Genomic DNA, 22,716 nt, shown 5'->3' with positions numbered 1-22,716 from the left:
TCAGCTCGCCTCCGCCGCCTTCAGGCTGGTCACGACGTATTCGACGAGCTGTCCCACGGTGAGCCCGATGATCTCGTCGAACTCCATCCCGGCCAGGAACTCGGCGAAGTTGACCCGCCCGCCGTACCGCTCCTCCAGCAGTCCCGACAGCGTCACCAGGTCGATGCTCTCCAGCTCCAGATCGCGGTTGAACGTCGTCGCCATGCCGATCTCGACGTCGTCGAGGCCGTACTCGTCCTCCAGAAGCCGGGTGAGCAGTCCGGTGATGTCGGCGAGGACCAGGTCCGCGTCGGCAGGGCGGGGGGTGGCTTTCGCGGGGTGGGGGGTGGCTTTCATGCGGCGTGCTCCTCCTCGTGGGGGTGTCCCGTCGGTCCGATCGGTCCGGTGGTCCAGGCCACGACATAGGCCCGTTCGATCAGTCCGGGCGGGTTCGCGGCGGGCGCGCAGCGCACCGCGTAGGCGCGCTCCAGGCGCCCCGAGACGATCAGCTCGTCCCCTGCCGGTGCCGCCTCTAGCACGGCGAAGTCGCGCGGCCGGCCGCCGAAGCCGGTGCCCTCCGCCTTGGCGACCGCCTCCTTGGCGGCCCAGAACCGGGTGAACCACAGTGCCTCGGTGCCGCCGGTGGCACCGATGGCACCGATGGCGCACAGCGTGCGCAGCAGCCGCAGTTCGTCGGCGCCGAGCACCGTCGCCATCGCCTGCGGGTCGCGGGCCGTGACCTCCTCGATGTCGATGCCAGGACCGGGAGCGGGCGTGTGCGGCCGTACGATCGCCACGCCCGCCTCGGCGCGGTGGGCGAGGGAGATGTCCAGCGGGGGCAGTTCCCGGCCGTGCACCCCGGTGACGTAGGGGCGGCCCATGCTGTCGTTGCGCACCCGCAGCTCCGCAGGAAACACCGGGCCCTCGTCGTGGTCCCACAGCCATTGCCGTACGGCGTCCTTGACCGCGATCCGGCCCAGCAACCACTGCCGCCGGCCGCGCGGCGCGTGCCCGGCGTACTCCGAACGCTCCTGTCCGCCCAGCGAGTTGCGCATGATCAGGTCGCGCGACGCCAGATCCGGCCACCGTTCGTGCACCAGTGACCAGCCGCCCTGACGGGCCTCGGACAGGGTGTTGCGCTCGGGGAAGCGCTCCACCGGCCGGGTGTGCGGATCGTTGTCGAACCGGCGGTCCTGCCAACCGCGCAACTCCGCCCACACCGTGCCCGCCACCGATAGCTGTACGTCGGCCTCCAGCACGGTGTCGGTGAGCGAGGTGATCCGCACCAGACACGCCACCCTCGTCCCCGGGGCAGGGTGCGGGCCGTGGAAGCGCATCTCCCGCATCCCGACCGGGAACACGACCGTCCGCTCGGAGCGGGTCGCCATGATCCAGTAGCCGAGGATCTGGCCGACGTTGTCCAGCAGGGCGCCGGGCGCCGCCGGAGTGGTGATGATCCCGCGGATGTGCCGCTCGCCGAGCGCGGTGAGTTCGGTGACCCCCTGGAACGCCGGGCCGTGGAACATCCAGCGCTCGCCGTACAGTTGCGCCGCGGTGTGCAGGGGCGCGCGTTCGCTCGCGGGGTCGGTCCGCCAACGGGCGGGCGGCGGGGCCGGGTAGCCGGTGGCGAGTTCGACGGTGGCGCGGGCCCGGGGACCGAAGGACACGGCCAGGCGGTCCGGTGCCACGGGCTCCGCCGTGACCTGTACGTCGACGGCGGGGGTGGCCGTCAGCCACTCCTCGAACCGGGCGCCGTGCACCGCGACCGGCACCCTGCCCGGCGCCGCCCGCCGGGCCGCGTCCATCAGATGGTGGACGATCGTGGTCGCCGGGACGACCGGCCAGCGGTCGGCCACGTCCGGCCAGCCGGCCCGCTGGGGGAAGAAGCAGTGGTCGAGCAGGTACGGCATGGTCTCCGGAGAGACGCGGACGACGGAGGTTCGTGCGAGGGCGCCCGTCGCCGCGTCGCCGACCGCCGTTCGCGTCACGGCGACGGGTCTGGAAGCCGGCGCGGAGACAGGGGCAGAGACGGGCAGGGGGACAGAGGCGGGGGCGGGGTCGGGGACAGAGGTGGGATCGGGGACGGGGTCGGGGGGAGGGGGCGTGGCGGCCGGCCGGCGGGCGGGCCGTGCGGTGATGAGCGCTGCCGCCGTGTCCGCGGTGTCCCGCAGCAGGGCGTCCAGTTCGGCGGCGCCGGGGAACCGGTCGGTGAGCCCACGCAGCGCACCCGGCGCGTACCGGGCGGTGGCGCCCGGAGCGGGGACGGCCGCTCCCAACTCGGCGCGCAGGTCCGCCAGTTCCGGGCCTTCGAGCGAGATCAGCGCGCCGTCCAGGTCGAGCCGCACGGGGGGCCGCGCCGACAGCGCGCCGCCGTCGGCGGATCCGGATCCGGCTCCTGAAGTGGTGTCCGTACGGGGCCCGGTGGGCAGGGCGGGGGCGACGGCCGCCCCCGCCGTCCACAGCGCGGCCGCCACCCGGCGCAACTGGGCGAGGCCGGTGCGGCGGGGTGAGCCGGCGGCCACGGTCAGATGGTCGCGGTCGCCGAGGGTGTCGCCCACGAGCGACCCGAGGTGCCCGGGGCCCACCTGGACGAAGGCCCGGTGCCCCGCCGCGTACAGGGCCTCGGTCAACTGCCGGAAGCGCACGGGTTCCAGCAGGTGCCGGACGAACAGATCGCGTACCTCCGCCTCCCGTTCGGGGAACGGCGCCGCGGTCGTCCCCGACCACACCGGGACGGTCGCCGGATGCAGCCGGAACCGCTGCGCCGCCTGTCTGATCGGCCCGAGGTAGGGCGCCAGCATCGGCGTGTGGAAGCCGGACCGGAACGGCAGCACCTGGCCGAGCACGCCGCGGGCCCGGAACGACCGGATAACGTCCTGGACCGCGCCGTCCGGCCCGCACACCATCGACTGGCCCGGCGCGTTGTCGTGGGAGAGCACCAGGCCGGCGCCTCTGAACTCCTCTTCCAGGGCGGCCAGTACGCGCTCCGCGGGCGCGCCGACGGCACCGAACGCGAGACCCGGCACCGTCACCGTGTCCGGATCGAAGCCCGCCATGAAGGCGTCGACCTCGTCCCCGGAGTACAGCCCGGCCGCCGTCATCGCGGTCCACTCGCCGACGCTGTGCCCGGCGACCGCGTCCGGCACGACACCCAGGCGGCGCAGCGCGGCGTCGAGCAGGCGTCCGACGGCCACCACGCCGAGGCCGTGCCGGCCCACGTCGCCGACGGGGTCGCCCTCGTGCGCCGCCCGGGGCAGTCCGAAGTGCGCGGCCACGTCGTCGACGCGCGCGGAGAACTCGCTCTCCAGACCGGGGAAGACGAAGACGAGCTTGCCGTGCCCGGGACCGAGCAGGGGGCCGGGCCGGAACCAGACGTCGCCCCGGCCGTGCCAGGCGCGGCCCCGGCCGACCGCCCGGCGGGCCAGGGCCAGCCGTTTCGCGGTCGGGTCGACGATGCCGAGCCGGGCCCGGCCCGCGGCCGGATGGGGAAGCGCGGGGTCGAGTCCGGCGGCGCGTATCGCGGCGTCGTCGGTGTCCAGCAGGGCGGCGAGCGGTTCCGGACCGTCCGCGGCGAGCAGCAGGACCCGCTCGGGCTCGGCGACCCGCACGGCCGGGCGCCCGGTTGTCGGAGCGGGCGCCGTCGTGAGGGGTGCCGGTGCCTCCTCCAGCACCACGTGCGCGTTGATCCCACCGAAACCGAAGGCGTTCACGGCGGCCCGGCGCACCGGGTGACCGGGCGAGATCTCCCAGGGGACGGCCTTCTCCAGCGTACGGAAGCGGGTCGCGGCCAGCGCCGGATGCGGGTCGTCGCAGTGCAGGGTCGGCAGCAGCGTCGCGTGGTGCACCGCGAGGGCGGCCTTGACCAGTCCGGCCACCCCGGCGGCGGGCATGGTGTGCCCGATCATCGACTTCACCGAGCCGATCACCGCGCGCTTTCCGCCGGACCTTTCGGCCGGGCCGAACACCGCGCCGAGCGTGGCCAGTTCGGCCGCGTCGCCGGCCGGGGTCGCGGTGCCGTGTGCCTCCAGCAGGCCGACCGAGCCGGGCGCGGCCGGGTCGAGTCCGGCGGCGAGCCATGCCTGCCGCACGGCACTCGCCTGACCGCCGGGATCGGGGTTGACCAGGCCGGCGGCCCGGCCGTCGCTCGCCACCCCGGTGCCCCGGATCACCGCGTAGATCCGGTCACCGTCGCGCCGGGCGTCGGCCAGCCGCTTCAGTACGACGACCCCGGTGCCCTCGCCGACGAGGAGGCCGTCGGCGTCCCGGTGGAACGGGCGGATGCGCTCGCTGGGGGAGAGGGCGCGCAGTTGGGAGAAGACGCTCCACAGGGTGATGTCGTGGCAGTGGTGGACGCCTCCGGCGAGCATCAGGTCGCAGCGCCCCGAGGAGAGTTCGCCCACCGCCTGGTCGACCGCGACCAGCGACGAGGCGCAGGCGGCGTCCACGGTGTAGGCGGGGCCGCGCAGGTCGAGCCGGTTGGCCACCCGGGAGGCGGCCAGGTTGGGCACCAGGCCGATCGCCGCCTCGGGGCTGTCGGGGCCGAGCCGGTCGGTGAACGCCTTTCGGACACGGTGCAGTTGACTGTCCGTCAGCTCAGGTAACAACTCGCCCAGGGTGCGCACCAGTTGCCCGGCCGTGCGCACCCGCTGGTCGAGCCGGACCAGGCCCGGGGTGAGGTAGCCGCCCCGGCCGAGAACGACACCGACGCGCCGCCGGTCGGGAAGCCGGTCCGGGCCGCCCGCGTCCGCGAGGGCCGCGGCGGCCACGTGCAGCGCGATGAGCTGGTCGGGCTCGGTACCGGACACCGAGTTCGGCATGATCCCGAATTGGGTCACCTCCACCTCGGCCAGTGCGTCCACGAACCCGCCCCTGCGGCAGTACACCTGGTCGGCGACGGCCGGTGCGGACGCGGTGCCGGGGCGGTAGTACCCGGCGTCCCAACGCCCCCGCGGCACCTCTCCGATCGCGTCCACGCCGTCCCGCAGGTTCTGCCAGTACGCCTCCAGATCCCGGGCCCCCGGCATCAGCACCGCCATGCCGACGATGGCGACCGGAACCTGCCGCCGCGTCACCGGCTCTCCCGCCGCACCCGCCGCCCGATCCTCCTCCCGCTCCTGGTCCGTCACGGAAACCTTCGCCCGGTGCGTCACCGGACCCGCCGCGGGATCCGTCACCGGACCCCTCACCAGCCCGAGGCGGTGTAGACGACGGCGGTGGTCGACGGGTCGCCCCAGGCGAGTTCACGCAGCAGGGCCGCGGTGCCTTCCTCGGGGTCGATCAGGCCGATGCCCCGGCGCCCGTAGGCGCGGGCCAGCTCCGGTCCGACCATGCCGCCGTGCCGGGCGGCGGGCGCCCAGGGCCCCCAGTGCACGGTCAGTGCCCGGTGCCCGGTGCGGGCGGCCCAGGCCGAGCCGAGGGTCTGGAGCGCGTCGTTGGCCGCCGCGTAGTCCGCCTGGCCCCGGTTGCCGAGGACGCCGGAGATGCTGCCGAACAGCACACTGAACGCCGGTCCTTCGGGCAGTTCCTCCAGCGCGGTGAGCAGGGCGTCGGCGCCGGTCGCCTTGGTGCCGTAGACCCGCCCGAAGGACTCGGGGGTCTTCTCGGCGATGATCCGGTCCTCGATCACCCCGGCCGCGTAGACGACACCGTCGAGACGGCCGTGTTCGGCGTGGATGTCCTTCACCGCCTGGAGCACCGCCTCCGGCTCCCGGAAGTCGACGCAGTGGTAGCGGACTTCGCTTCCGAGCGCCCCGAGCTCCGCCAGCGTCGTGGTGATCTCCCGCTGGGCGAGGAGGAGTTCGGCGGCCTGGTTGATCGTCGCCGGTCTCGTCCCGCCGCGGGCGGCGAGCGCCGCGCGCAGTTCGGCCGGGGTACGGGCGGCGGCCGTGTCCGGGTCCTCCGGGCCGTCCGGGGCGGGCGTCCTGCCGAGCAGTTCGAGCCGGCACCGGCCGGCGGCGGCGATGGCCGCGGCGCACTGCGCGGTGATGCCGCGTGCGCCGCCGGCCAGCAGGACCACCGCGTCCCGGTCCAGGCCGAGCGCGGCGGCTTCGGCCGCACCGGCACCGGCCGGGCCAGCGCCGGTGCCGCCGAGGATCCCCAGCGGTGACTCGACGAGCTCCAGGCCGAACCGGCCCTCCGGCCGGCGCAGGACGACCGGGGTGAGGTCGGACGCGCACAGCTCGTCGACCAGCGCGTCCGCGAGCAGCAGCGCGTCCGCGGCGGTCAGCGTGTCCGCGACGACCGGCGTGTCCGCGACGGCCGGCGTGGTCACCACCTCGACCGTCCGCGCGACCGTCGACGGGTACTCGCGCGCCACGGTGCGGAAGAAGCCGCGCAGCCCCGCGGCCGCCGTGTCCGGCGCGTCCCCGCCCACGGCCCGCAGGGCCAGCAGCCGGTGCGGTCCCAGGGCGAGGGCGGCCTTCAGGACGGGGAACGCGTCCGGAAGCACCGGCGCGCCACCCGTGACGAGGTAAAGGACCCCGTCCACCTGGCCGTCTTCCGGGGTGAGCAGATGCTCCCGGTCGCGTACGACGACGTCGGCGCCGTACGAGGCGAGCCGGGCGCCGATCTCGGGGGCGTCGCCGAGGACGGCCCACCGCGTCCCGGACAGTACGACCGCCGGATCCGCGGCGCCACCCTCCTGCCCGAGGGGCACCGACCGCAGCAGGTACCGCTTGGGCGCCTCGCCGTTCACCGTCGCGCCGTTCACCGCATCGGCGTTCAGCGCATCGCCGTTCACCGCTTGGCCGTTCACAGCTTCGCTGTTCGCCGCGCGCACGGTCTCGACCGTCCCGGACGCCTCCGATGCCTCGAACACCTCGAAGGCCTCAGCCGACTCGGCAGCCGCAGAGGCCTCGGCGGTGTCGGCCGCCGGGGGCGTCTCGGCGTCCTCGGCGTTCTCGGCGGGAAGTGTGGTCGTCTCGGCGGGGCCGGAGAGCCGCGCGGTCAGCCAGTCGGTCACCGCGGCGGCCGTCCGTGCCTTCGCGAGATCCTCCAACTCGGCGTCGTCGAGACCGGTGAGGTCGGCGCCGTCCCCGGCGCCGAGGCGCCGGGCCAGTTCGCCGGCTATCTCGGCCCGCTTGATGGAGTCGATGCTGAGGTCGGCCTCCAGGTCGAGATCGGGCTCGATCATGTCGAGGGGATAGCCGGTCCGCTCGCTGATGATCTCCAGGACCACCCGCTGGACGTCGACGTCCTGAACCGGTGCCGACCCGGTGGCGGGTGCCTGGTCGGCCGACGACTCCGTGCCCCGGAACGGTGGTGACATCGGCGGCTCCGCCTGGGGCGCGGCGGCCGTCACGTCCCGCGGTGCCGGCGGGGCGACGGGCGCGGGTGGCGCGGCGGTCCGTTCCCCGCCCCCCGCGCCGAGGTAGGTCATCAGCACGTCACGCTGGGCGGCGACCATCTCGCGGCTGGTGCGCAGGAATTCGGTGATCACCGCGTCCTGGGCGTCCTGGCGGTCCTGGTCGTGCGTGCCGTTGCCGCCGTGCGTGCCGTGCATGCCGTTGCTGCCGTCCCGGTCGGACGGGACCGCGTGCGGGGGGTTCGTCGGCACACTCGTCTCCACGACTCGTCGGGCCGGTGCGAGCGCACCGGGAAGGAGGTCTCCGGCGACGGTGCGTACCAACTGTCCGTCGACCGTCCAGCCGGGCCGCTTCGGCACCGGCGTGCGCACCGCGTCGACGGCGTCGCGGCCCCGCAGCAGCCAGCCGGTGCGCACCGGCAGCCCGGCGACGGCCAGTCGGGCCAGGGCGTCCAGCCAGCCGCGCAGGCCGCTGTCCGGGCGCGGCTCGCAGGCGACCGTCCGGTGCGGCCGGTCGCCGAGGATCTGTCCGACCAGCCCGGTCAGCACGGATCCGGGGCCGGCCTCGACGAAGATCCGCGCGCCCGCCTCGTACATGGCCTCGATCTGCTCGACGAACCCGACCGGGGCGCCGATCTGCGCGGCGAGTCCGGCCCGTACCGCGTCCGGGTCGGCGGCGTACGGCCTCGCGGTGCGGTTGGCCCATACCGGGAACTCCGGCGCGCGCACCGGACGGGCCGTGAGCGCCTCGGCGAACCGGGCGCCCGCACCGGCGACCAGCGGGCTGTGGAAGGCGCAGGCCACGGGGATGCGCCGGGCCTCGTACCCGGCCTCGCGCAGCAGACGCACGGCGTCCGTGACGTCGTCGGACGGGCCGGATATCACCGTCTGACGGGGCGCGTTGCGGTTGGCGACGACCACGGCGGCCGGGGCCTCCACAGCCCGAAGGGCCCCGGCGACCTCCGCGGCGCCGGCCGTGACCGCGGCCATGGTCCCCGGGTCCGCTCCGCGGTCCGCCCCGGCGGCCGCGAGGATGGCCGCCGCCCGTTCGGAGCTGAGCGCGAGCAGCGTCTCGGGGCTCAGGGCGCCCGCCGCGCTCAGGGCGACCAGTTCGCCGTAACTGTGCCCGGCGGCCATGTCGGGCCGCACCCCGGCCGTGGTGAGCAGGGCGTGGGCGGCGAGTCCGGTGATGCCGAGCGCGGGCTGTGCGGCCCGGGTGTCGGTGAGCGCCGCCCGCTGCCGCTCGCGTGCGCCGTCGTCGAAGGCGGCGGGCGGGTACAGCAGGCCGGCGTGGTCGGCGCCGAGTTCGAGGTAGTGGCGCAGCTCGGGGAAGGCGACGAACAGGTCGGCGAGCATTCCGGGGCGCTGGCTGCCCTGACCGGGAAAGAGGAAGGCGACCTTGCCCTCGGCCGGGCCCTGGGCGAGATGGACGCCGTGCGCGGGATCGTGCTCCCCGGCCAGCGCCCGCCGTAGCCGCCCGGCCAGCTCGACCACGTCCGCGGCCACGACCGCCACCCGCGCCGGATCCGGACAGACATCGGCCCGCCGGGCCGCGCTCAGGGCCAGGTCGCGCAGCCGCCACGGCCGGCCGTCGGCCTCGGCGGCCCCGAGCAGTTCCTCGACGGCCCGGAGTGCCGCCTCCGTGTCCCGGCCCCGGAACACGAACAGTTCGGCGGGCCATTCGTCCAGCGCCTGCGCCGGTGCCGCACCGTCCGCGTAGGCGCCGAGCACCACATGGAAGTTGGTGCCGCCGAAGCCGAACGCGCTGACACCGGCGAGCCGTTGCGGGGCCGGAGCCGGCCAGGGCCGGGCCCGGGTGTGGAAGACGAACGGGCTGCTCTCCTCGTCCCAGGCGGCGTTGGGGTGCTCCAGATGCAAGGTGGGCGGCCGGACGCCGGTGTACAGCGCCAGGGTCGCCTTGATCAACCCGGCCAGCCCCGCGGCGCACTTGGTGTGCCCGATCTGCGACTTGACCGAACCGAGTACACAACTCCCCGGCTTGGCCCCGGCTTTGCCGAACACCTCACCCAGGACGGTCAGTTCGGTGCGGTCCCCGACCACGGTCCCGGTGCCGTGCGCCTCGACGAGACCGACGTCGGCCGGTGAGACCCCCGCGTTGCGGTAGGCCCGCTCCAGCGCCGAGCGCTGCCCCTCGGGCCGGGGCGCGGTCAGGCCCAGTGAGCGGCCGTCGCTGGAACTGCCGAGGCCCTTGATCACGCCGTAGATCCGGTCGCCGTCCCGCTCGGCGTCCGCGAGCCGCTTCAGGACGACGCAGGCGACGCCCTCGCCGAGCGCGATGCCGTCCGCCGAGCCGTCGAAGGAGCGGGAGCGCCCGGTGGGGGAGAGCGCGTGCACCGAGGAGAACAGGACGTAGTCGTTGATGCCGTTGTGCAGGTCGGCGCCGCCGCACAGCACCACATCGCTGGTGCCGCCGACGAGTTCCTTGCAGGCGACGTCCACCGCGGCCAACGAGGAGGCGCAGGCGGCGTCGACGGTGAAGTTGGCGCCGCCGAGGTCCAGCCGGTTGGCGATCCGGCCGGAGATCACGTTGGCGAGCATGCCGGGGAAGGAGTCCTCGGTCAGCCGGGGCAACTGGCCGTCGAGGCCCTCGGGGACGCGCCCGTGGTACGACGGGAGCACGGCGCGCAGCGTGGCCGCGTTGGACAGGTCGCTGCCCGCCTCCGCGCCGAACACCACCGAGGTACGGGAACGGTCGAACTCCCTTCCCCCGTCGCCGTATCCGGCGTCCTCCAGGGCGCGCCGGGCGGCCTCCAGGGACAGTAACTGGACCGGCTCGATGCTGCCGAGCGACGTCGGCGGGATGCCGTAGCGCAGCGGGTCGAAGGGGATACGGGGCAGGAAGCCGCCCCACTTGGAGGGGACGGCCCTGCTGGAGGGGACGGCCCCGGTGGTGGAGACGGCCCCGGTGGTGGTGGCAGCACCGGAGGGGGAGCCGCCGCTGGAGGGGGCGGCCCCGTCGGCGCCCTGCCCGTAGTGCACGGCCGGGTCCCAGCGCTCGGGCGGGACCTCGCCGACCGCGTCCCGGCCGCCGACGACGTTCGCCCAGAAGGTGGGGAGGTCGGGCGCCTGCGGGAACATACAGGCCATCCCGACGACCGCGATGTCCAACGGAGGGGGCACCACCGGCTCCCGGGTCGCGGACCCGCCCGGCCGCTCGCCCAGCCGGTCGCGCAGCCCCGCCGCCCGCCGCGTGAGGAAGCCGGCGGCCCCGGAGGTCACCGACTCGTGCAGCGCCGCGACGGTGGTGGTGGCCGAGCGCAGCACGGCCACCTCCCCGGCCATGAACATGCCGTCGGTGAGCTGGCGCGCCTCGCCGACCGGCCTGAGCGCCCCGCCGCCGTCCCGTTCCACGCCCTTGCTCGCGAGGCGCAGCCGCCCGATGTTGAGCTGCTCCAGTTCCTCCCAGATCCGCCGGTCGGCCACGCCCGCGGACCGCAGCCGGACTTCGTGCTCGCGGTACCCCTCGGTGAACGAGCTCGGCACGCAGCGGGTGGCGTGGCCGGGGGCGGTCTCCAGGAGCGTGGTCCGCTCGGCGGCCCGCACCTGGCGCTGGAAGAGCGGCTGGATCGCGCCGCGCTCGACCGCCTCCTCGGTGAACAGGTACGCGGTGCCCATGAGGACCCCGACGGCGGCCCCGCGCGAGGTCAGCGGGGCCGCGAGCGCGGCGACCATCGCCGCCGAGCGCTCGTCGTGGACACCGCCGGCGAAGAACACCTCCAGCGCCTCCGCGGTGTTCCCGCCGTACGGGTCGCCCGCATCCTCGCCGCCCCCCTTGCCGCCCGCGTCGTTCCTGCCGCCCTTGCCGCCCTTGCCGCCCCTGTCGTTCCTTCCGCTCTTGTCGGCCGCGTCGTCCAGGAAGTCCTCCAGGACCGCGAGTTGCGCCTCCCAGAGCGGGAAACTGCCGCGCGGACCGACGTGCCCGCCGCACTCGGACCCCTCGAACACGAACCGGCGGGCCCCGGCTTCCAGGAACTGCCGCAGCAGCCCCGGCGAGGGGACGTGCAGGAAGGTGCGGATCCCGTCCCGCTCCAGCGCCTGCGCCTGGGAAGGCCGCCCGCCCGCGATGACGGCGTGCGTCGGCCGCAGCTCCCGTACCGCCTCCAACTGGGCGGCACGCACCTCCTCCGGCGCGAAGCCGAGCACGCCGACTCCCCAGGGCCGCCCGGCCATGGCGGCCCGGGTCTCGGTCAGCATCGCCCGGGTGCGCGCGCCGTCCGCCAGCGCCAGCGCGAGAAACGGCAGCGCGCCGTCCTCGGCGACCGCCACCGCGAACTCGGCGCGGTCGCTGACCCGGGTCATCGGTCCCTGCGCGACGGGCAGCCGGGTGCCGAGCGCCCGGCTCATCGGGGAGCCCGCGCCCAGTGCTCCGGCGGCCGTGTCGTCACGTACGACCTCGCGCACCGCGTCCGTCAGAGCACGCACCGTCCGACGCACGTCCCCCCAGCGCCGCGCGAACCGGGCGGCGAGGAAGCCGTCCTGACCCACCGGCAGCAACTGGGTACGCGGATCCTGTGCGCCCAGTGCCGCCGCCACCGTCTCCGGGTCGGTCCCGGTGATGCGCGGCGCGTCCGGGCCCCGCCGGAGCAGCACCCGGTGACCCGCCAGCACCGTCGTCTCCGAACCGTCCAGGGGCCGCAGTTGCGCCGCGGCCGCCTCCGGCAGGGAGGACTCGGCCAGCAGCGCGAGCTGGCTGTCCAGCACCACCCCGGCCGCCCCGCCGGCCATCGCGGCGGCCGCCGTCCGGGGGCCGATTCCGCCACAGGCCCAGACCGGGAGCGGCACGTCGGGCGCGGCGAGCAGCCGCTGGAGCAGGACGAAGGTGCTCAACTTCCCGACCCGGCCGCCGCATTCGCTGCCGCGGGCGATCAGCCCGTACGCCCCGGCGAGCACCGCGGCCCGCGCCTCGTCGAGGTCCGTGACCTCCACCAGCACACGGTGGTCGGCGGTCAGGTCGCCGGCCTGCCACGGCGCGTCGACCGCGAGGACCACCGTGTCCGGCCGGCCGGCGTCACCGGTCCCCGGCGCGAGGTCGGTGGGGTCCAGCCGGCAGCGGGCGCCGATCCGCACCCCGAACGGGCCCGGTGCCAGGTGGTGCAGGCGTTCCAGCGCGTCACGGGATCTTCGGTCCCCGTCGCCCAGGTCGAGAACGCCGAGCCCGCCGGCCCGGCACACCGCCGCGGCGAGCCGTGCGTCGGGTTCGCCGAACGGAGTGATGCCGATGATCATGTTCTCGGAACGCACAGCAGACGTCATGATTCTCCGAATCAAGCTGAGACTGCATGGTGGGGGATGCGGTACGACAACGATGGCGGCGCGTCGGATTCCAGCGGGACCTGCGGCGACCCGGGAACACCGATTTATCAAGCCTGCTCGAAACGCGTTGAAAGGTAGCCCTGTTGTTACTGACTGGTCAATGTTGAACCAGTGGGACGGTCTGCGGGCGCATTGATTCGGTCAACCGTGGACGCCGGAAGAGGTGCCGGGTTCGGAGCAATTCGTTGATGGTGGCGTCCCGTTCACTCCCCTCACACATCATCGAAACGCCAATAGGTGAATGAGAAACTTTCTCTGGTGCGGCATGTCCGGATCGGGGCGCACTTTCCCTTCGGGCGGCGGGCACAGGAAAATTCCATGTGTCGATCTTGAATTGACCGGGAAGGGTGTGTGCCCGCGCGCGGAGGACGCCGTACTGCTCTCCCGGCGGCATTTCTATGTCCGCCGCCCGTCGGCACCACCGGTGCCCGGCGTCTCGGCTCCGGCCCGGTGGGCGGCTCCGGCCAGCGCCTCCAGGGCGGCCAGGTGCGCGGCGAGCGCCTTGCGGCCGGTCGGGGTGAGAGCGAGCCAGGTGCGGGGCCGCTTGCCGAAGTAGCCCTTGCGGACGCTCACGTAGTCGGCCTTCTCCAGTGCGGCGACCGTCTTGCTCAGTACGGAATCGGTGACCCCGCAGTAGTCCCGCACCGCGCTGAACTCGGCCTCGGCGCAACCGGAGAGGAACGCGGCCACCGTCAGCCGGGTGGGGTGGTGGATCTCCTTGTCCAGGCCGGGCGGGCCCGCGTCGGTCACGACGCCTCCTGGGCACCGGCGCGCCCGCGGCCGGTCCGCAGCCAGGACACCGCGCCGGCCACCACGCCGAATCCGGCGAACGCTCCGGCCGTGCCGAAGAGGAGGGCCCCCACCAGGCCCGCGGCGAAGGGGGTCAGGGGCAGGACCCACGCGCGCCACGCGGTCCCGCGCTCGCGCCGGGCGAACCACGGTGCGACTCCGGAGGCGTGCTGCACCCTCCAGGTCACCAGGAGGAAGGCGCCCGCGCAGAGCAGTGCGGCCGCGAGGACCCAGCCCTGCCACCGGGGCCACACCGGCGCCAGTCCGAAGCCGCTCATGGCCGTGGCGAGCAGCAGGCCGTGGGTGGCGGGATACCAGGCCGGCGCCGACCGCGCCGACTGTCCTGCCGCGTTCTCGGCGGCCCGCGCGGTGCGCAGCGCCGGCGCGTGACTCCCCAGGTCGTCCCCGCCGACGCAGAGGCGCCGAAGGACGCTCACCCGCCGGGCGTGAGGAGCTGAGCATGCTGGACGCCGTGGTCATCGGAGCGGCCCCGAACGGCATGGTGGCCGCGAACCTCCTGGCCGATGCGGGGAGGAGCGTCGACGTCCTCGAAGCACGGAGCGAGCCCGGAGGTGCTGTCCGCAGCGACCGTGGAGTGCACCCCGACTACGTGAACGACCTGTTCAGCGCCTTCTGTCCGAGAAGGCTGCCGCCGAGGAGGAGAAGGCCAGTCCAAGGGGGGCAGCAGCGAAGAGCAGGACGCCGATGCCGACCCCGAGCGGGAGGACGACGACGCGTCCGGCGCCGTCGAAAGCTGCCCTCAGCCGGGGCGCTGATCGATCACGGACTCGATACGTTCTCCAGGTGCGCGGCCTGGGCGGAGGGCTGGGTGTCTGTTCCCAGCCACTCGCAGAGCAGGATGGTGGCATCGTCCTGGAGCTGTCCGTGGTGGTGGTCGAAGACGGCGTGGACGACGCGACGAAGGGTCTCGGGAACGGGTAGCCCGTCGGCGTGGTACCGGATGAGGAGTTCCACGAACCGGGCGAGGCCGAATTCCGGACCTCCCGCTCGTCGTGCTTCGGTGATGCCATCGGTGTACAGCACGACCCGGTCGCCGGGTTCCAGCTGTTCGCGGCACAGATGCACAGGCAGGCCGAGGTCGATGCCCATGGGGAGGGCCGGCTCGCACCGTAGCGGACTGTTCCAGCGGCCGGCCCGGACGATCAGGGGCAGGTGGTGGCCGCGGTTGACGAAAGTGAGCAGACCGCTGGCGGCGTTCAACTCTGCGAGGATGCCGGTGGCGTAGCGCTGGTGGTGGAACTGCTCGATCAGGTCGGCCTCGATCCGTTGGCTGGTCTCGACCGGATCGCATCCCTGGCGTCGGGAGTTGCGGCAGGTGGCCATGGCCAGGTTCGCGGTAAGCCCTGCCGCGGTGTCGTGGCCCATGGCGTCGAAGATCGACAGGTGGACGTGGGTTCCGGACGTCGCGTAGTCGTAGGCGTCGCCACTGACTTCATAAGCGGGCTCCAGCGCCGCCGCGATGACAACCCGGCCGTCGGCGTAGGTGCGCGGCGGCATGAGATTCCACTGCATCTCCGCGCCGACGGACATGGGCGCGGTACGCGCGAGCCGGGCGTAGGAGTCGTTGTGGTCCCGCTTGCTCGCGACGACCAGGGCGGTGAGTGCGGCCAAGGCATCGGCGTCCTCGCGCACCATATCGTCCTCACGAGAGGTGCAGACCTTCATCACCCCGAGGCGTTCCATGCCGTTCAGCATCGGAACCCACCAGGCGCGGACACCGTCGTCATCTACAGGTCCCGCAGGGAGGATCTCCCCAGTCTGATGGGTACGTCCCGCCAAGGTGCCATCGATCCGCAACTCCGCCGGGTCGTCCCCGGGATCCTGGCCGGCATCCGGTCCTTTGCCGGTGAGCAGCCGCAGGCGGCAGCTCCAGGTCCGACAGGTACACGAGCACAGTCGGGAATCCGGCAGGAGCGGCGCAGCGGTCCAGGGACTCGGGCAGCGACTCCAGGGACACGAGGTGGCTGGTCTCCAGCAGATCGACCAGCATTCGACGTACCGGGCCGTCCCACGTTGTCATCCGGGCACCGCCGATCCTGGGCGCACGCGCCCACTGTTGGCTCCAGTCTTGCGGCCGAAGCCGCTCCACGCACCTCCGAGCAATTCGGAGGCGGAGGCAGCCGGGCCGACACAGGCGTCAGCACACTCAAGGGCCGCACCGGGCCCGGAGCTCCGGCCGAGACAAAGGGAAGACCACCATCGCGGACAGCGTGGTGGCCAAGATCGCGGGCACGGCCGCCCGTGAGGTACCGGGCATCCACGGCCTGGGAGCGGGGACGGCCCGCGCCTTCGGCGCCGTGCGCGAACGCGTCCCCCGGCGGGGGCGGAGGCGGAGCCACGCGAGGGGTGAAGGTTGAGGTCGGCGAGCGCCAGGCCACCGTTTTCTTTGTTACTGCGGAGTCGTACAGACGTCATCGAATTCGTGACGATTCTTCAGAAAGCCGGGTGCGTTGCCTCCCAGACCTCAGACATTAACGCTGAGAAGAGATATGGATGACCGGAGGTGCCGTGCTGGAGGCCGTGGTTCCTGGCGTCACGGCCGCCTCCGGTCATGACCTCCCGGTACCCCGTAGCGGAAGAATCACCACTTTCATCCCTGCGGTGACAAGGAGACGGAACACGGGTGGGGCCCGACGCCGTAGCGTCGGGCCCCACCCGTGTCGGCGCGCTGTTCCGGCCCGCTCACCAGCGGTACCAGCGGCCACGCTTGCCGCCGCTTGCCGCGGGTCGGATCACGAAGCCGAGGACCCACACCACCAGCACGATGACGGCGATCCACCACAGGGCCTTCAGTGCGAAACCGGCACCGAAGAGAATCAGGGCGAGCAGAAGAACAAGAAGAATGGGAACCATAGTTATCAACCTCCGAGCCGTCGTGTGCCCTGCAGATCGATCTCCACTCCTGCGGATCCTATTTAGCTTTTGGAGTGTCCGTGGCTACGAAGTCTGTGCGGCAGCCTTGCGGTTTGACAGTGGAATCTGGGGTGACACGGGGGGCGAACCTATTTCGAGTGAGACAGGGTGTGAGTGTTGTGGCTGCGGACGAGAAGGGTCAGGCCAAGGGCGAGCAGGTCGAGGGCAAGGTCAAGAAGGTCGTCGGCGGTGCGGTCGGCAACGAGTCTTTGAAGGCCAAGGGGCAGGCCGAGGAGTCCAAGGGCGACCTGCGCGCCGCCAAGGAGAAGGCCAAGGACGCCATCAAGCCCAAGTAGGCGCACCACCCTTGATCCCGGCGGCTTGTTGGCTGCCGGGACCATCACCGCTCTGCCGGATCTTCCCGCCACCGCGACGAACGCACTCACGGCTCTCCATGCCGCACCCGGACACAGCGACCGGGCCAGCTCCCTGGCCCCCTCTCCGATGCAGGCCCTTACCTGCGCCCAGCTCATCCCGACCTCGCGGACGGCGTCGCCGACATCGGCCACCACGCCCCCGAGACGCGCGAGAACAGGCGCCGCCGGCGTTCCAGCGGGCCGTGACAACCGTTGCGGGAACGGACAGGACGGGGCGGCGTCGCGTGTTCGACCGCGGACCGCGAGATGTTCGGTTGGTACCCAGGACCGACCGGCGCGGCAGCCGCGCGGTCGCAGGTAACGGATCACCGGGGCACTCTTGAAGGGTTCGCCAATAGCGTCGAATCCGGCGCGTCAGAGGCGAACGCACCATCACTGGTGACGTGAGCGTCACCGCCGTGGCCAAGGGATGTGGCACCAAGCGCCGGGTGAAAGGGCCTGCGCAACCAGGTCCGAGCCGTGCGCCGCCAGCTGCAGGACCGGCCGTGTTGTGGGTTTTGGGCATGAGCCTACGGATACTCAGACGCCTGCGGGCGCCCACGACGACGCGACGATGTATGCAGGAGGTCCGCGTGACTGACGACTTCCGTCCCCCGGAGCGACGTACTGCGGACCTGTTCGCCGACTTCGTCGAGCGCGAGGCCCCTGGCGTGCCGCTGCCGGGCCGGTCGACGGCGCGCCGTTTTGCCGTCCTCACAGCTCTGGGACGGCGGGACCTGTCCCTGGCACGGCTCGCCGAGGGGCACCTGGACGCCGCGGCCATCCTGAACGAACTGGACCACCCCTCGCCCGCCGCAGGGGAGCGCTGGGGAGTCTGGGCCGCGCGCCCACCGGGCCCTGGCGTGCACGCGACACGCTCGGGACAGGGGTGGAGGGTCAGCGGCGTCAAGCCCTACTGCTCCGGTGCCCGCACCTGCACCCATGCGCTGGTCACCGCGGACGCCGACGACGGCTACCGTATGTTCGCCGTCGCGCTCGGGCGTCCGGGCGCGGAGCCTGTGGAAGGGACGTGGCCGGCGATCGGTATGGCCGGCAGCGACAGCCTGGACGTGTCGTTCGCGGAGGTGCCCGCGCGAGCCGTCGGTGGGGTGGAGGGCTATCTGACGCGGCCCGGTTTCCAGCACGGGGGAATCGGCGTGGCGGCATGCTGGCTCGGCGGCGCCCACGCCGTTGCCGCCCCGCTGTACGAGAGAGCTGCGGCGGGGCGGTTGAACGAGCATGCGGCCGCTCACCTCGGAGCGGTCGACACGCTGTTGCACACGGCCGACATCGTGATGCACCGAGCGGGCCAGGACATCGACGCCGACCCCCTCGACAAACGCGAGGAAGCACGGGTGCGTAGTCTGCGGGTGCGGGCCCTGGCCGAAAAGGTGTGCACCGAGGTCGTGGACCACATCGGGCGTGCCACGGGTGCCGGGCCCTTGTGTCACGACGAACGGCACGCCCGCGCCGTCGCAGATTTGACGGTCTACGTGCGCCAGCACCATGCCGAGGCGAATCTCGCCGAACTCGGCCGCCTGGCGACCCCGGGCCCGGCAGAGGCGGCACGATGAGCACGCCAGAGACTGGCGCTGCGAGGCAGGCCGCCGCCGCAGCGATTGATGCGCAGGGCACCGACGAGGCCGAGTGGCAGCAGGCGCGACTGCCGGACCACCTGCCACACCTGGTCCTCCCGACAGGTCCCGTCGTCGTGGTGGCTGCCCACCCCGACGACGAGGTCTTGGGATTCGGCGGTACCGTCGCCGCCCTTCTCCATGCCGGTACGGCGGTCCACACGGTGTGCTTGAGCGACGGGGAAGCCTCCCACGGTCCCGCGACGACGTCGGCCCGGGCGCAGCTGGCTGCCCGGCGCCGCGGTGAACTGGCCGCAGCGCTGGGCGAGCTCGGCGATCTGCCTGCCCCCGTGCATGCCGGTCTGCCCGATACGGCCCTCGACGAGCACGAGCACCACGCGCAAGCCGTGATCGGCGAACTTCTGGATACCGTCGGGGCCGCCTTGTGCGTGGCACCGTGGGAAGGCGACCTGCACAGCGACCACGAGGCCGCCGGTCGAGCCGCTCAGCGCGCCGGCCGCGACCGCTCCACGCCGGTGTGGTCCTACCCGGTGTGGATGTGGCACTGGGCCCGACCGAACGACCCTCGCGTGCCGTGGCACCGGGCCTCTGTCCTCCCTCTGTCTGCAGCGGTGATCGACCGCAAGAAGGCCGCCCTGGCACGGTTCACCAGCCAACTGGAGCCACGCGGCTCCGGCACCGCGCCGGTGCTGCCCGCGCAGGAGATCACCCACCACACCCGCACCTTCGAGACGGTGATCCGGTGAACACCCCCGCAAGCTACTTCGACAGCCAGTACGCCCAAGCCTCCGACCCCTGGCACCTCGGAGAGCGGTGGTACGAACACCGCAAGTACACCTTGACCGTCGCGGCTCTGCCTCGACCCCGCTACCTGCAGGCCTTCGAGCCCGGCTGCTCGATAGGCGTGCTGACCGAACTTCTTGCCGCCCGATGCGACCACCTGCTCTCCACCGACCGTGTCGCGTCGGCCGTCGAAGCCACGGCCCGGCGCACCACCGGCTCGGACCATGTCGCGGTGCGACGGATGAGGGTGCCCGACCAGTGGCCCGAGGACTCGTTCGACCTGGTCGTGCTGTCGGAACTCCTCTACTACTTCGACACCAGCACCCGTACACGGCTGCTCCACCAGAGCGTGGAGAGTTTGAGGGAGGCCGGCCATCTGGTCACGGTGCACTGGAACCACCCGGTGGCCGAGCACACCTGTACGGGCCGCGACGTCGCCGACCACCTCGACACCGTGGCGGGCCTGAGCCGACTGGCCCGCTACGACGATCCAGACTTCACCCTCACCGTCCACGAACTCAGCACACGTCCGGGCCCGGTGCTCTCTCCCGCCCGCGCGGAGGGTCTCGCGTGACGCCCTCAGCCTTGGCCGTCGTCGTCCCCGCGCACAACGAAGAAGACTGCATCGCTGCCTGTCTGCGCAGTCTGCACGAGGCCGCCGCACAAGCGGCGCCGATGCCCGTCGTGGTCGTGGTGGCGGCGGACGCTTGCACGGACGCCACTGCGATTCTGGCCACCCGCGCGGGAGCCCACGTCGTGACGACCCGCAGCCGTAACGTCGGAGCTGCACGGGCTGCCGGCATCGAGCACGCGCTGGAACTGCTGGCGGATGCCGGCCCGGACGTGTGGCTTGCCATGACGGATGCCGACGCCACCGTGCCCGAAGTCTGGCTCACCCACCAGACCACCTGGGCGCGGCGCAACTACGACGCCGTCCTGGGCACCATCCGCCTCGCGCCCACCGCGGCCAACGCCGTCCTCGTGGCCCGGCACGACGCCGACTACTTCCGCACCCGTCGGCTCAGCGGCGCACAGAGCGAGTGGGAGCACCCGCACGTTCACGGTGCGAACCTGGGCGTGTCCGCTGCGGCCTACCTGAAGGTGGGCGGCTTCGCCCCCCTGCCCACCGGCGAAGACCGTGACCTCGCAGTCCGGCTGTCCGCGGCGGGCCATCGCATCGCCCGTACCGACCAGCACCCCGTGCAGACCGCCGCCCGCCTGCGCGGGCGAGCCCCCGGTGGCCTCGCGGACCTCCTCGCCCGCTGCGGCACGGAAGCCTCCCGCCACAGGAGCCCCACACCACTGGACCTCGTGAAACTGGCTTAGCGCCGGGTCCGGGTACAGGAGACGCGCAGTTCGGTGAGGCTGGGCGCGGCCGGCGTGTCCTTCCGAGGCGGACTGGTGAGGCGACACCGTCTCCGGCGGCAGAGCCGCGCGGAGAAGCAGCAGGCTCACGTACGTTCCACTGGTCCGGAGGTACTGCGGTGGTTGTGTCCTGTCATCACGGGTACCAGGAGGGGGCAAACCGGACGAGATCAGGAGAGATGGCTATGGCTCCCGAAGCCACCCCCCGCTACACCGTCCCCGGCCTCACGGTGCAGGACGCCGGCTCGCTCATCGAGGTGCTTCAGCAGCGCCTGCACGCCCTCAATGATCTCCACCTGACGCTCAAGCATGTGCATTGGAATGTGGTGGGCCCGCACTTCATCTCCGTGCACGAAATGCTCGACCCGCAGGTCGACCGTGTTCGTGACATGGCCGATGACGTCGCTGAGCGTCTCGCGGCCCTGGGGGGCGTCGCCCAAGGCACTCCGGGCGCGTTGGTCGAAGAGCGCTCCTGGAAGGACTACAGCGTGGGCCGTGCCGACGCCATCGCTCACCTTGGTGCGCTCGACCTCGTGTACACCGGAGTGATCGAGGATCTGCGCGCCGCGATCAAGACAGTGGGGGACATCGACCCGGCCACCGAAGACCTCCTGATCGAGCAACTGCGTGACCTGGAGCAGTTCCAGTGGTTCGTACGGGCGCACTTGGAGACCGCGGGCGGCGCCCTTGTTACGGCCGGCGCCACCACCGAGACGCAAGCCGCCGGGCAGGCCATCGACCAGTGACATCGGCGGGGCGGTGTGGATGGTGGCGACCAGATCGGCTCGTCACAGCCCTCACGCAAAGCGCCCCCGCACGCGATTGCGCTTTGCGGGCACCCATACAGGCGCGGGCCGCGTTCCAGGAGCGCCAGGTCGCCATGAGTGATGCGGCGCGTGACAACTGAGCCACGCCACGCGGACTTCGGGACGAGGGAAAGGCGCATGATCATGTCTGACAAGCCGCTCCATGGTCACCGGGTGTTGGTACTCGTTACCAACTACGGAGTTGAGCAGGACGAGTTGCTGGTACCGGTCCGCCGACTACGGGAGGACGGTGCGGACGTCACCATCGCAGCCGTGAACCCCGACCCTATTCAGACGCTGGTGGGCGACCGGGACCCCGGCGAGACGGTGGAGCCCACCACCACGCTCGAGACACTCGATCCTGGCGCACACCAGCTGCTGCTGATCCCTGGCGGCACCATCAACGCCGACCAACTCCGCCTGCGGCCCAAGGTCCTCGAGACGATCAGGGCGTTTGCGGCGTCGGGTCGCCCGATCGCTGCGATCTGCCATGGACCCTGGGCCCTGGTGGAAGCCGACGTCTTGAGCGGCAAGACGCTGACCTCCTATCCCTCAGTGCGTACCGATGCCCGCAACGCAGGTGCCAAGGCCTGGGTCGACGAAGCTGTCGTGAGCGACACCGCGAACGGCTGCACCCTGGTCACGTCCCGGACGCCGAAGGATCTCGATGATTTCCTCGGCGCCGTCGACAAGGCCCTGGTCGGCTCCTGAGCGTAGGGGCATTGAAGTGCGGTCGATAGGGTGGTTTGTGTCAATTTGGGGTACCCGGCACACATGATCGACGAAGCGCAAACCATGTTGGCCGTTTCCTCCGCCGGTGCTCTTTGGCTAACGGCGGCGGGTGTCGCTGTTGTCGCCGTCCTCATCGCGGCGTTTGTCGTCGGCGGTCGGCGTGCTGCCCGGCGCAAGGTATCGACCCCCGGACCGGGGGCTGAACAGGCCCGCCGATTCTTGGCTGATCCCGCACAGCGCGGCGAGGGATGGAGCACTCCCGACGACGACCCCGAGCAGGGTCGCCCCCGCCGCTGACCATCCTCGCCTATCGCAATAGTGCGGCGATGTGGACGCGGTGTTGTGGGAAAGCGGTCCGGTGCCGCCGGTCGCGAGGGCTGCGGAACTCAGCCGTATCGGAGAGTCTGGCGTGGAGATCGTGGGCTGCCGCCGCTGACCCGTCCGCCGTCAGGTAGAGCCAACTGACGGCCTCCGCCTCGATGCTGTAGAACCGGCGGCGTTCGCCAACCTGCGAGGGTGGGGAACGCCGCCGGTGCGCTGTGGACGGGTGCGGTCCGCCGGTGGTGAACATGCCTCCGCGCACTTTGGTAAATACTCGCCGAGCGCCGAGCGCCGAGCGCCGAGCGCCGAGCGCCGAGCGCCGAGCGCCGAGCGCCGAGCGCCGAGCGCCGAGCGCCGAGCGCCGAGCGCCGAGCGCCGAGCGCCGAGCGCCGAGCGCCGAGCGCCGAGCGCCGAGCGCC

General features: G+C 72.6%; 16 protein-coding genes and 2 pseudogenes. 10 read left to right on the top strand and 8 right to left on the bottom strand.

Annotated elements, in window-relative coordinates:
* The 5 genes from ACFYW8_RS39120 to ACFYW8_RS39100 all read right to left on the bottom strand — a co-directional run bounded on the left by ACFYW8_RS39120 (position 1) and on the right by ACFYW8_RS39100 (position 13,842).
* Positions 1–336: an acyl carrier protein gene (locus ACFYW8_RS39120; protein WP_389090207.1), complete on the bottom strand. Its 336-nt coding sequence runs from the start codon at positions 334–336 to the stop codon at positions 1–3.
* Positions 333–5,015 (bottom strand): beta-ketoacyl synthase N-terminal-like domain-containing protein, encoded by a 4,683-nt coding sequence (locus tag ACFYW8_RS39115; protein WP_389090318.1) that lies wholly within the window; start codon positions 5,013–5,015, stop codon positions 333–335. Before ACFYW8_RS39115 ends, ACFYW8_RS39120 begins: the two co-directional genes overlap by 4 nt.
* 146 nt (positions 5,016–5,161) lie before the next feature.
* Complete coding sequence (locus tag ACFYW8_RS39110) at positions 5,162–12,556, bottom strand: SDR family oxidoreductase (protein ID WP_389090204.1); 7,395 nt, start codon at positions 12,554–12,556, stop codon at positions 5,162–5,164.
* 456 nt (positions 12,557–13,012) lie between these two features.
* Positions 13,013–13,366: a transcriptional regulator gene (locus tag ACFYW8_RS39105; RefSeq protein WP_389090201.1), complete on the bottom strand. Its 354-nt coding sequence runs from the start codon at positions 13,364–13,366 to the stop codon at positions 13,013–13,015.
* Positions 13,363–13,842 (bottom strand): hypothetical protein, encoded by a 480-nt coding sequence (locus ACFYW8_RS39100; RefSeq protein WP_389090198.1) that lies wholly within the window; start codon positions 13,840–13,842, stop codon positions 13,363–13,365. Before ACFYW8_RS39100 ends, ACFYW8_RS39105 begins: the two co-directional genes overlap by 4 nt.
* Positions 13,843–13,865: 23 nt before the next feature.
* On the opposite strand from ACFYW8_RS39100, the pseudogene ACFYW8_RS39095 reads away from it, so the two are divergent.
* A pseudogene (locus ACFYW8_RS39095) lies at positions 13,866–14,045 on the top strand (NAD(P)-binding protein); the annotation flags it as partial.
* Between the two features lie 140 nt (positions 14,046–14,185).
* Here the strand turns inward: ACFYW8_RS39095 and ACFYW8_RS39090 are convergent.
* Complete coding sequence (locus tag ACFYW8_RS39090; protein ID WP_389090195.1) at positions 14,186–15,109, bottom strand: PP2C family protein-serine/threonine phosphatase; 924 nt, start codon at positions 15,107–15,109, stop codon at positions 14,186–14,188.
* Positions 15,110–15,535: 426 nt separating this feature from the next.
* Here ACFYW8_RS39090 and ACFYW8_RS39085 point away from each other — a divergent pair.
* Positions 15,536–15,808 (top strand): annotated as a pseudogene (locus ACFYW8_RS39085) (Asp23/Gls24 family envelope stress response protein); the annotation flags it as partial.
* 300 nt (positions 15,809–16,108) lie between these two features.
* Here the strand turns inward: ACFYW8_RS39085 and ACFYW8_RS39080 are convergent.
* Entirely contained in the window at positions 16,109–16,279 is a 171-nt protein-coding gene (locus ACFYW8_RS39080; protein WP_033279275.1) for a hypothetical protein, read from the bottom strand.
* 179 nt (positions 16,280–16,458) lie between these two features.
* Between ACFYW8_RS39080 and ACFYW8_RS39075 the strand changes: the two genes are divergently transcribed.
* The 8 genes from ACFYW8_RS39075 (at position 16,459) to ACFYW8_RS39040 (ending at position 22,273) form a co-directional block, all read left to right on the top strand.
* Entirely contained in the window at positions 16,459–16,635 is a 177-nt protein-coding gene (locus ACFYW8_RS39075) for a CsbD family protein (protein WP_365869965.1), read from the top strand.
* A gap of 638 nt (positions 16,636–17,273) precedes the next feature.
* Positions 17,274–18,269, top strand: a complete 996-nt coding sequence (locus ACFYW8_RS39070; protein WP_389090191.1) for an acyl-CoA dehydrogenase — start codon at positions 17,274–17,276, stop codon at positions 18,267–18,269.
* Positions 18,266–19,036, top strand: coding sequence for a PIG-L deacetylase family protein (locus ACFYW8_RS39065; protein ID WP_389090188.1), 771 nt, complete (start codon positions 18,266–18,268; stop codon positions 19,034–19,036). The genes ACFYW8_RS39070 and ACFYW8_RS39065 overlap by 4 nt, the downstream gene beginning before the upstream one ends.
* Positions 19,033–19,647, top strand: coding sequence for an SAM-dependent methyltransferase (locus tag ACFYW8_RS39060; protein WP_389090185.1), 615 nt, complete (start codon positions 19,033–19,035; stop codon positions 19,645–19,647). Before ACFYW8_RS39065 ends, ACFYW8_RS39060 begins: the two co-directional genes overlap by 4 nt.
* A complete protein-coding gene (locus tag ACFYW8_RS39055; RefSeq protein WP_389090182.1) occupies positions 19,644–20,399 on the top strand; it encodes a glycosyltransferase in 756 nt (251 codons plus the stop codon). The genes ACFYW8_RS39060 and ACFYW8_RS39055 overlap by 4 nt, the downstream gene beginning before the upstream one ends.
* A 224-nt stretch (positions 20,400–20,623) precedes the next feature.
* The gene (gene dps, locus ACFYW8_RS39050; protein ID WP_389090179.1) at positions 20,624–21,184 is read left to right on the top strand and encodes a DNA starvation/stationary phase protection protein Dps; all 561 of its coding nucleotides are present in this window, start codon (positions 20,624–20,626) and stop codon (positions 21,182–21,184) included.
* A gap of 204 nt (positions 21,185–21,388) precedes the next feature.
* Positions 21,389–21,955 (top strand): DJ-1/PfpI family protein, encoded by a 567-nt coding sequence (locus ACFYW8_RS39045; protein WP_389090314.1) that lies wholly within the window; start codon positions 21,389–21,391, stop codon positions 21,953–21,955.
* Between the two features lie 63 nt (positions 21,956–22,018).
* The gene (locus ACFYW8_RS39040; RefSeq protein WP_389090176.1) at positions 22,019–22,273 is read left to right on the top strand and encodes a DUF6479 family protein; all 255 of its coding nucleotides are present in this window, start codon (positions 22,019–22,021) and stop codon (positions 22,271–22,273) included.
* 10 nt (positions 22,274–22,283) lie between these two features.
* Here ACFYW8_RS39040 and ACFYW8_RS39035 read toward each other — a convergent pair.
* The coding region (locus ACFYW8_RS39035; RefSeq protein WP_389090173.1) for a hypothetical protein at positions 22,284–22,716 on the bottom strand (433 nt) is incomplete at its 5' end.

It is taken from the genome of Streptomyces sp. NPDC002742 (assembly GCF_042888885.1).
Lineage (GTDB): Bacteria > Actinomycetota > Actinomycetes > Streptomycetales > Streptomycetaceae > Streptomyces.
This window is presented reverse-complemented; position numbering and strand designations above follow the sequence as displayed.

Excerpts from the sequence above, each read along its gene's own strand:
- ACFYW8_RS39090 (WP_389090195.1), bottom strand. The coding sequence starts at position 15,109 with ATGGAACGCCTCGGGGTGATGAAGGTCTGCACCTCTCGTGAGGACGAT.
- ACFYW8_RS39045 (WP_389090314.1), top strand. The coding sequence starts at position 21,389 with ATGTCTGACAAGCCGCTCCATGGTCACCGGGTGTTGGTACTCGTTACC.
- ACFYW8_RS39065 (WP_389090188.1), top strand. The coding sequence starts at position 18,266 with ATGAGCACGCCAGAGACTGGCGCTGCGAGGCAGGCCGCCGCCGCAGCG.
- ACFYW8_RS39110 (WP_389090204.1), bottom strand. The coding sequence starts at position 12,556 with ATGACGTCTGCTGTGCGTTCCGAGAACATGATCATCGGCATCACTCCG.
- ACFYW8_RS39120 (WP_389090207.1), bottom strand. The coding sequence starts at position 336 with ATGAAAGCCACCCCCCACCCCGCGAAAGCCACCCCCCGCCCTGCCGAC.
- dps (WP_389090179.1), top strand. The coding sequence starts at position 20,624 with ATGGCTCCCGAAGCCACCCCCCGCTACACCGTCCCCGGCCTCACGGTG.
- ACFYW8_RS39070 (WP_389090191.1), top strand. The coding sequence starts at position 17,274 with ATGCAGGAGGTCCGCGTGACTGACGACTTCCGTCCCCCGGAGCGACGT.
- ACFYW8_RS39040 (WP_389090176.1), top strand. The coding sequence starts at position 22,019 with ATGATCGACGAAGCGCAAACCATGTTGGCCGTTTCCTCCGCCGGTGCT.
- ACFYW8_RS39115 (WP_389090318.1), bottom strand. The coding sequence starts at position 5,015 with ATGGCGGTGCTGATGCCGGGGGCCCGGGATCTGGAGGCGTACTGGCAG.
- ACFYW8_RS39080 (WP_033279275.1), bottom strand. The coding sequence starts at position 16,279 with ATGGTTCCCATTCTTCTTGTTCTTCTGCTCGCCCTGATTCTCTTCGGT.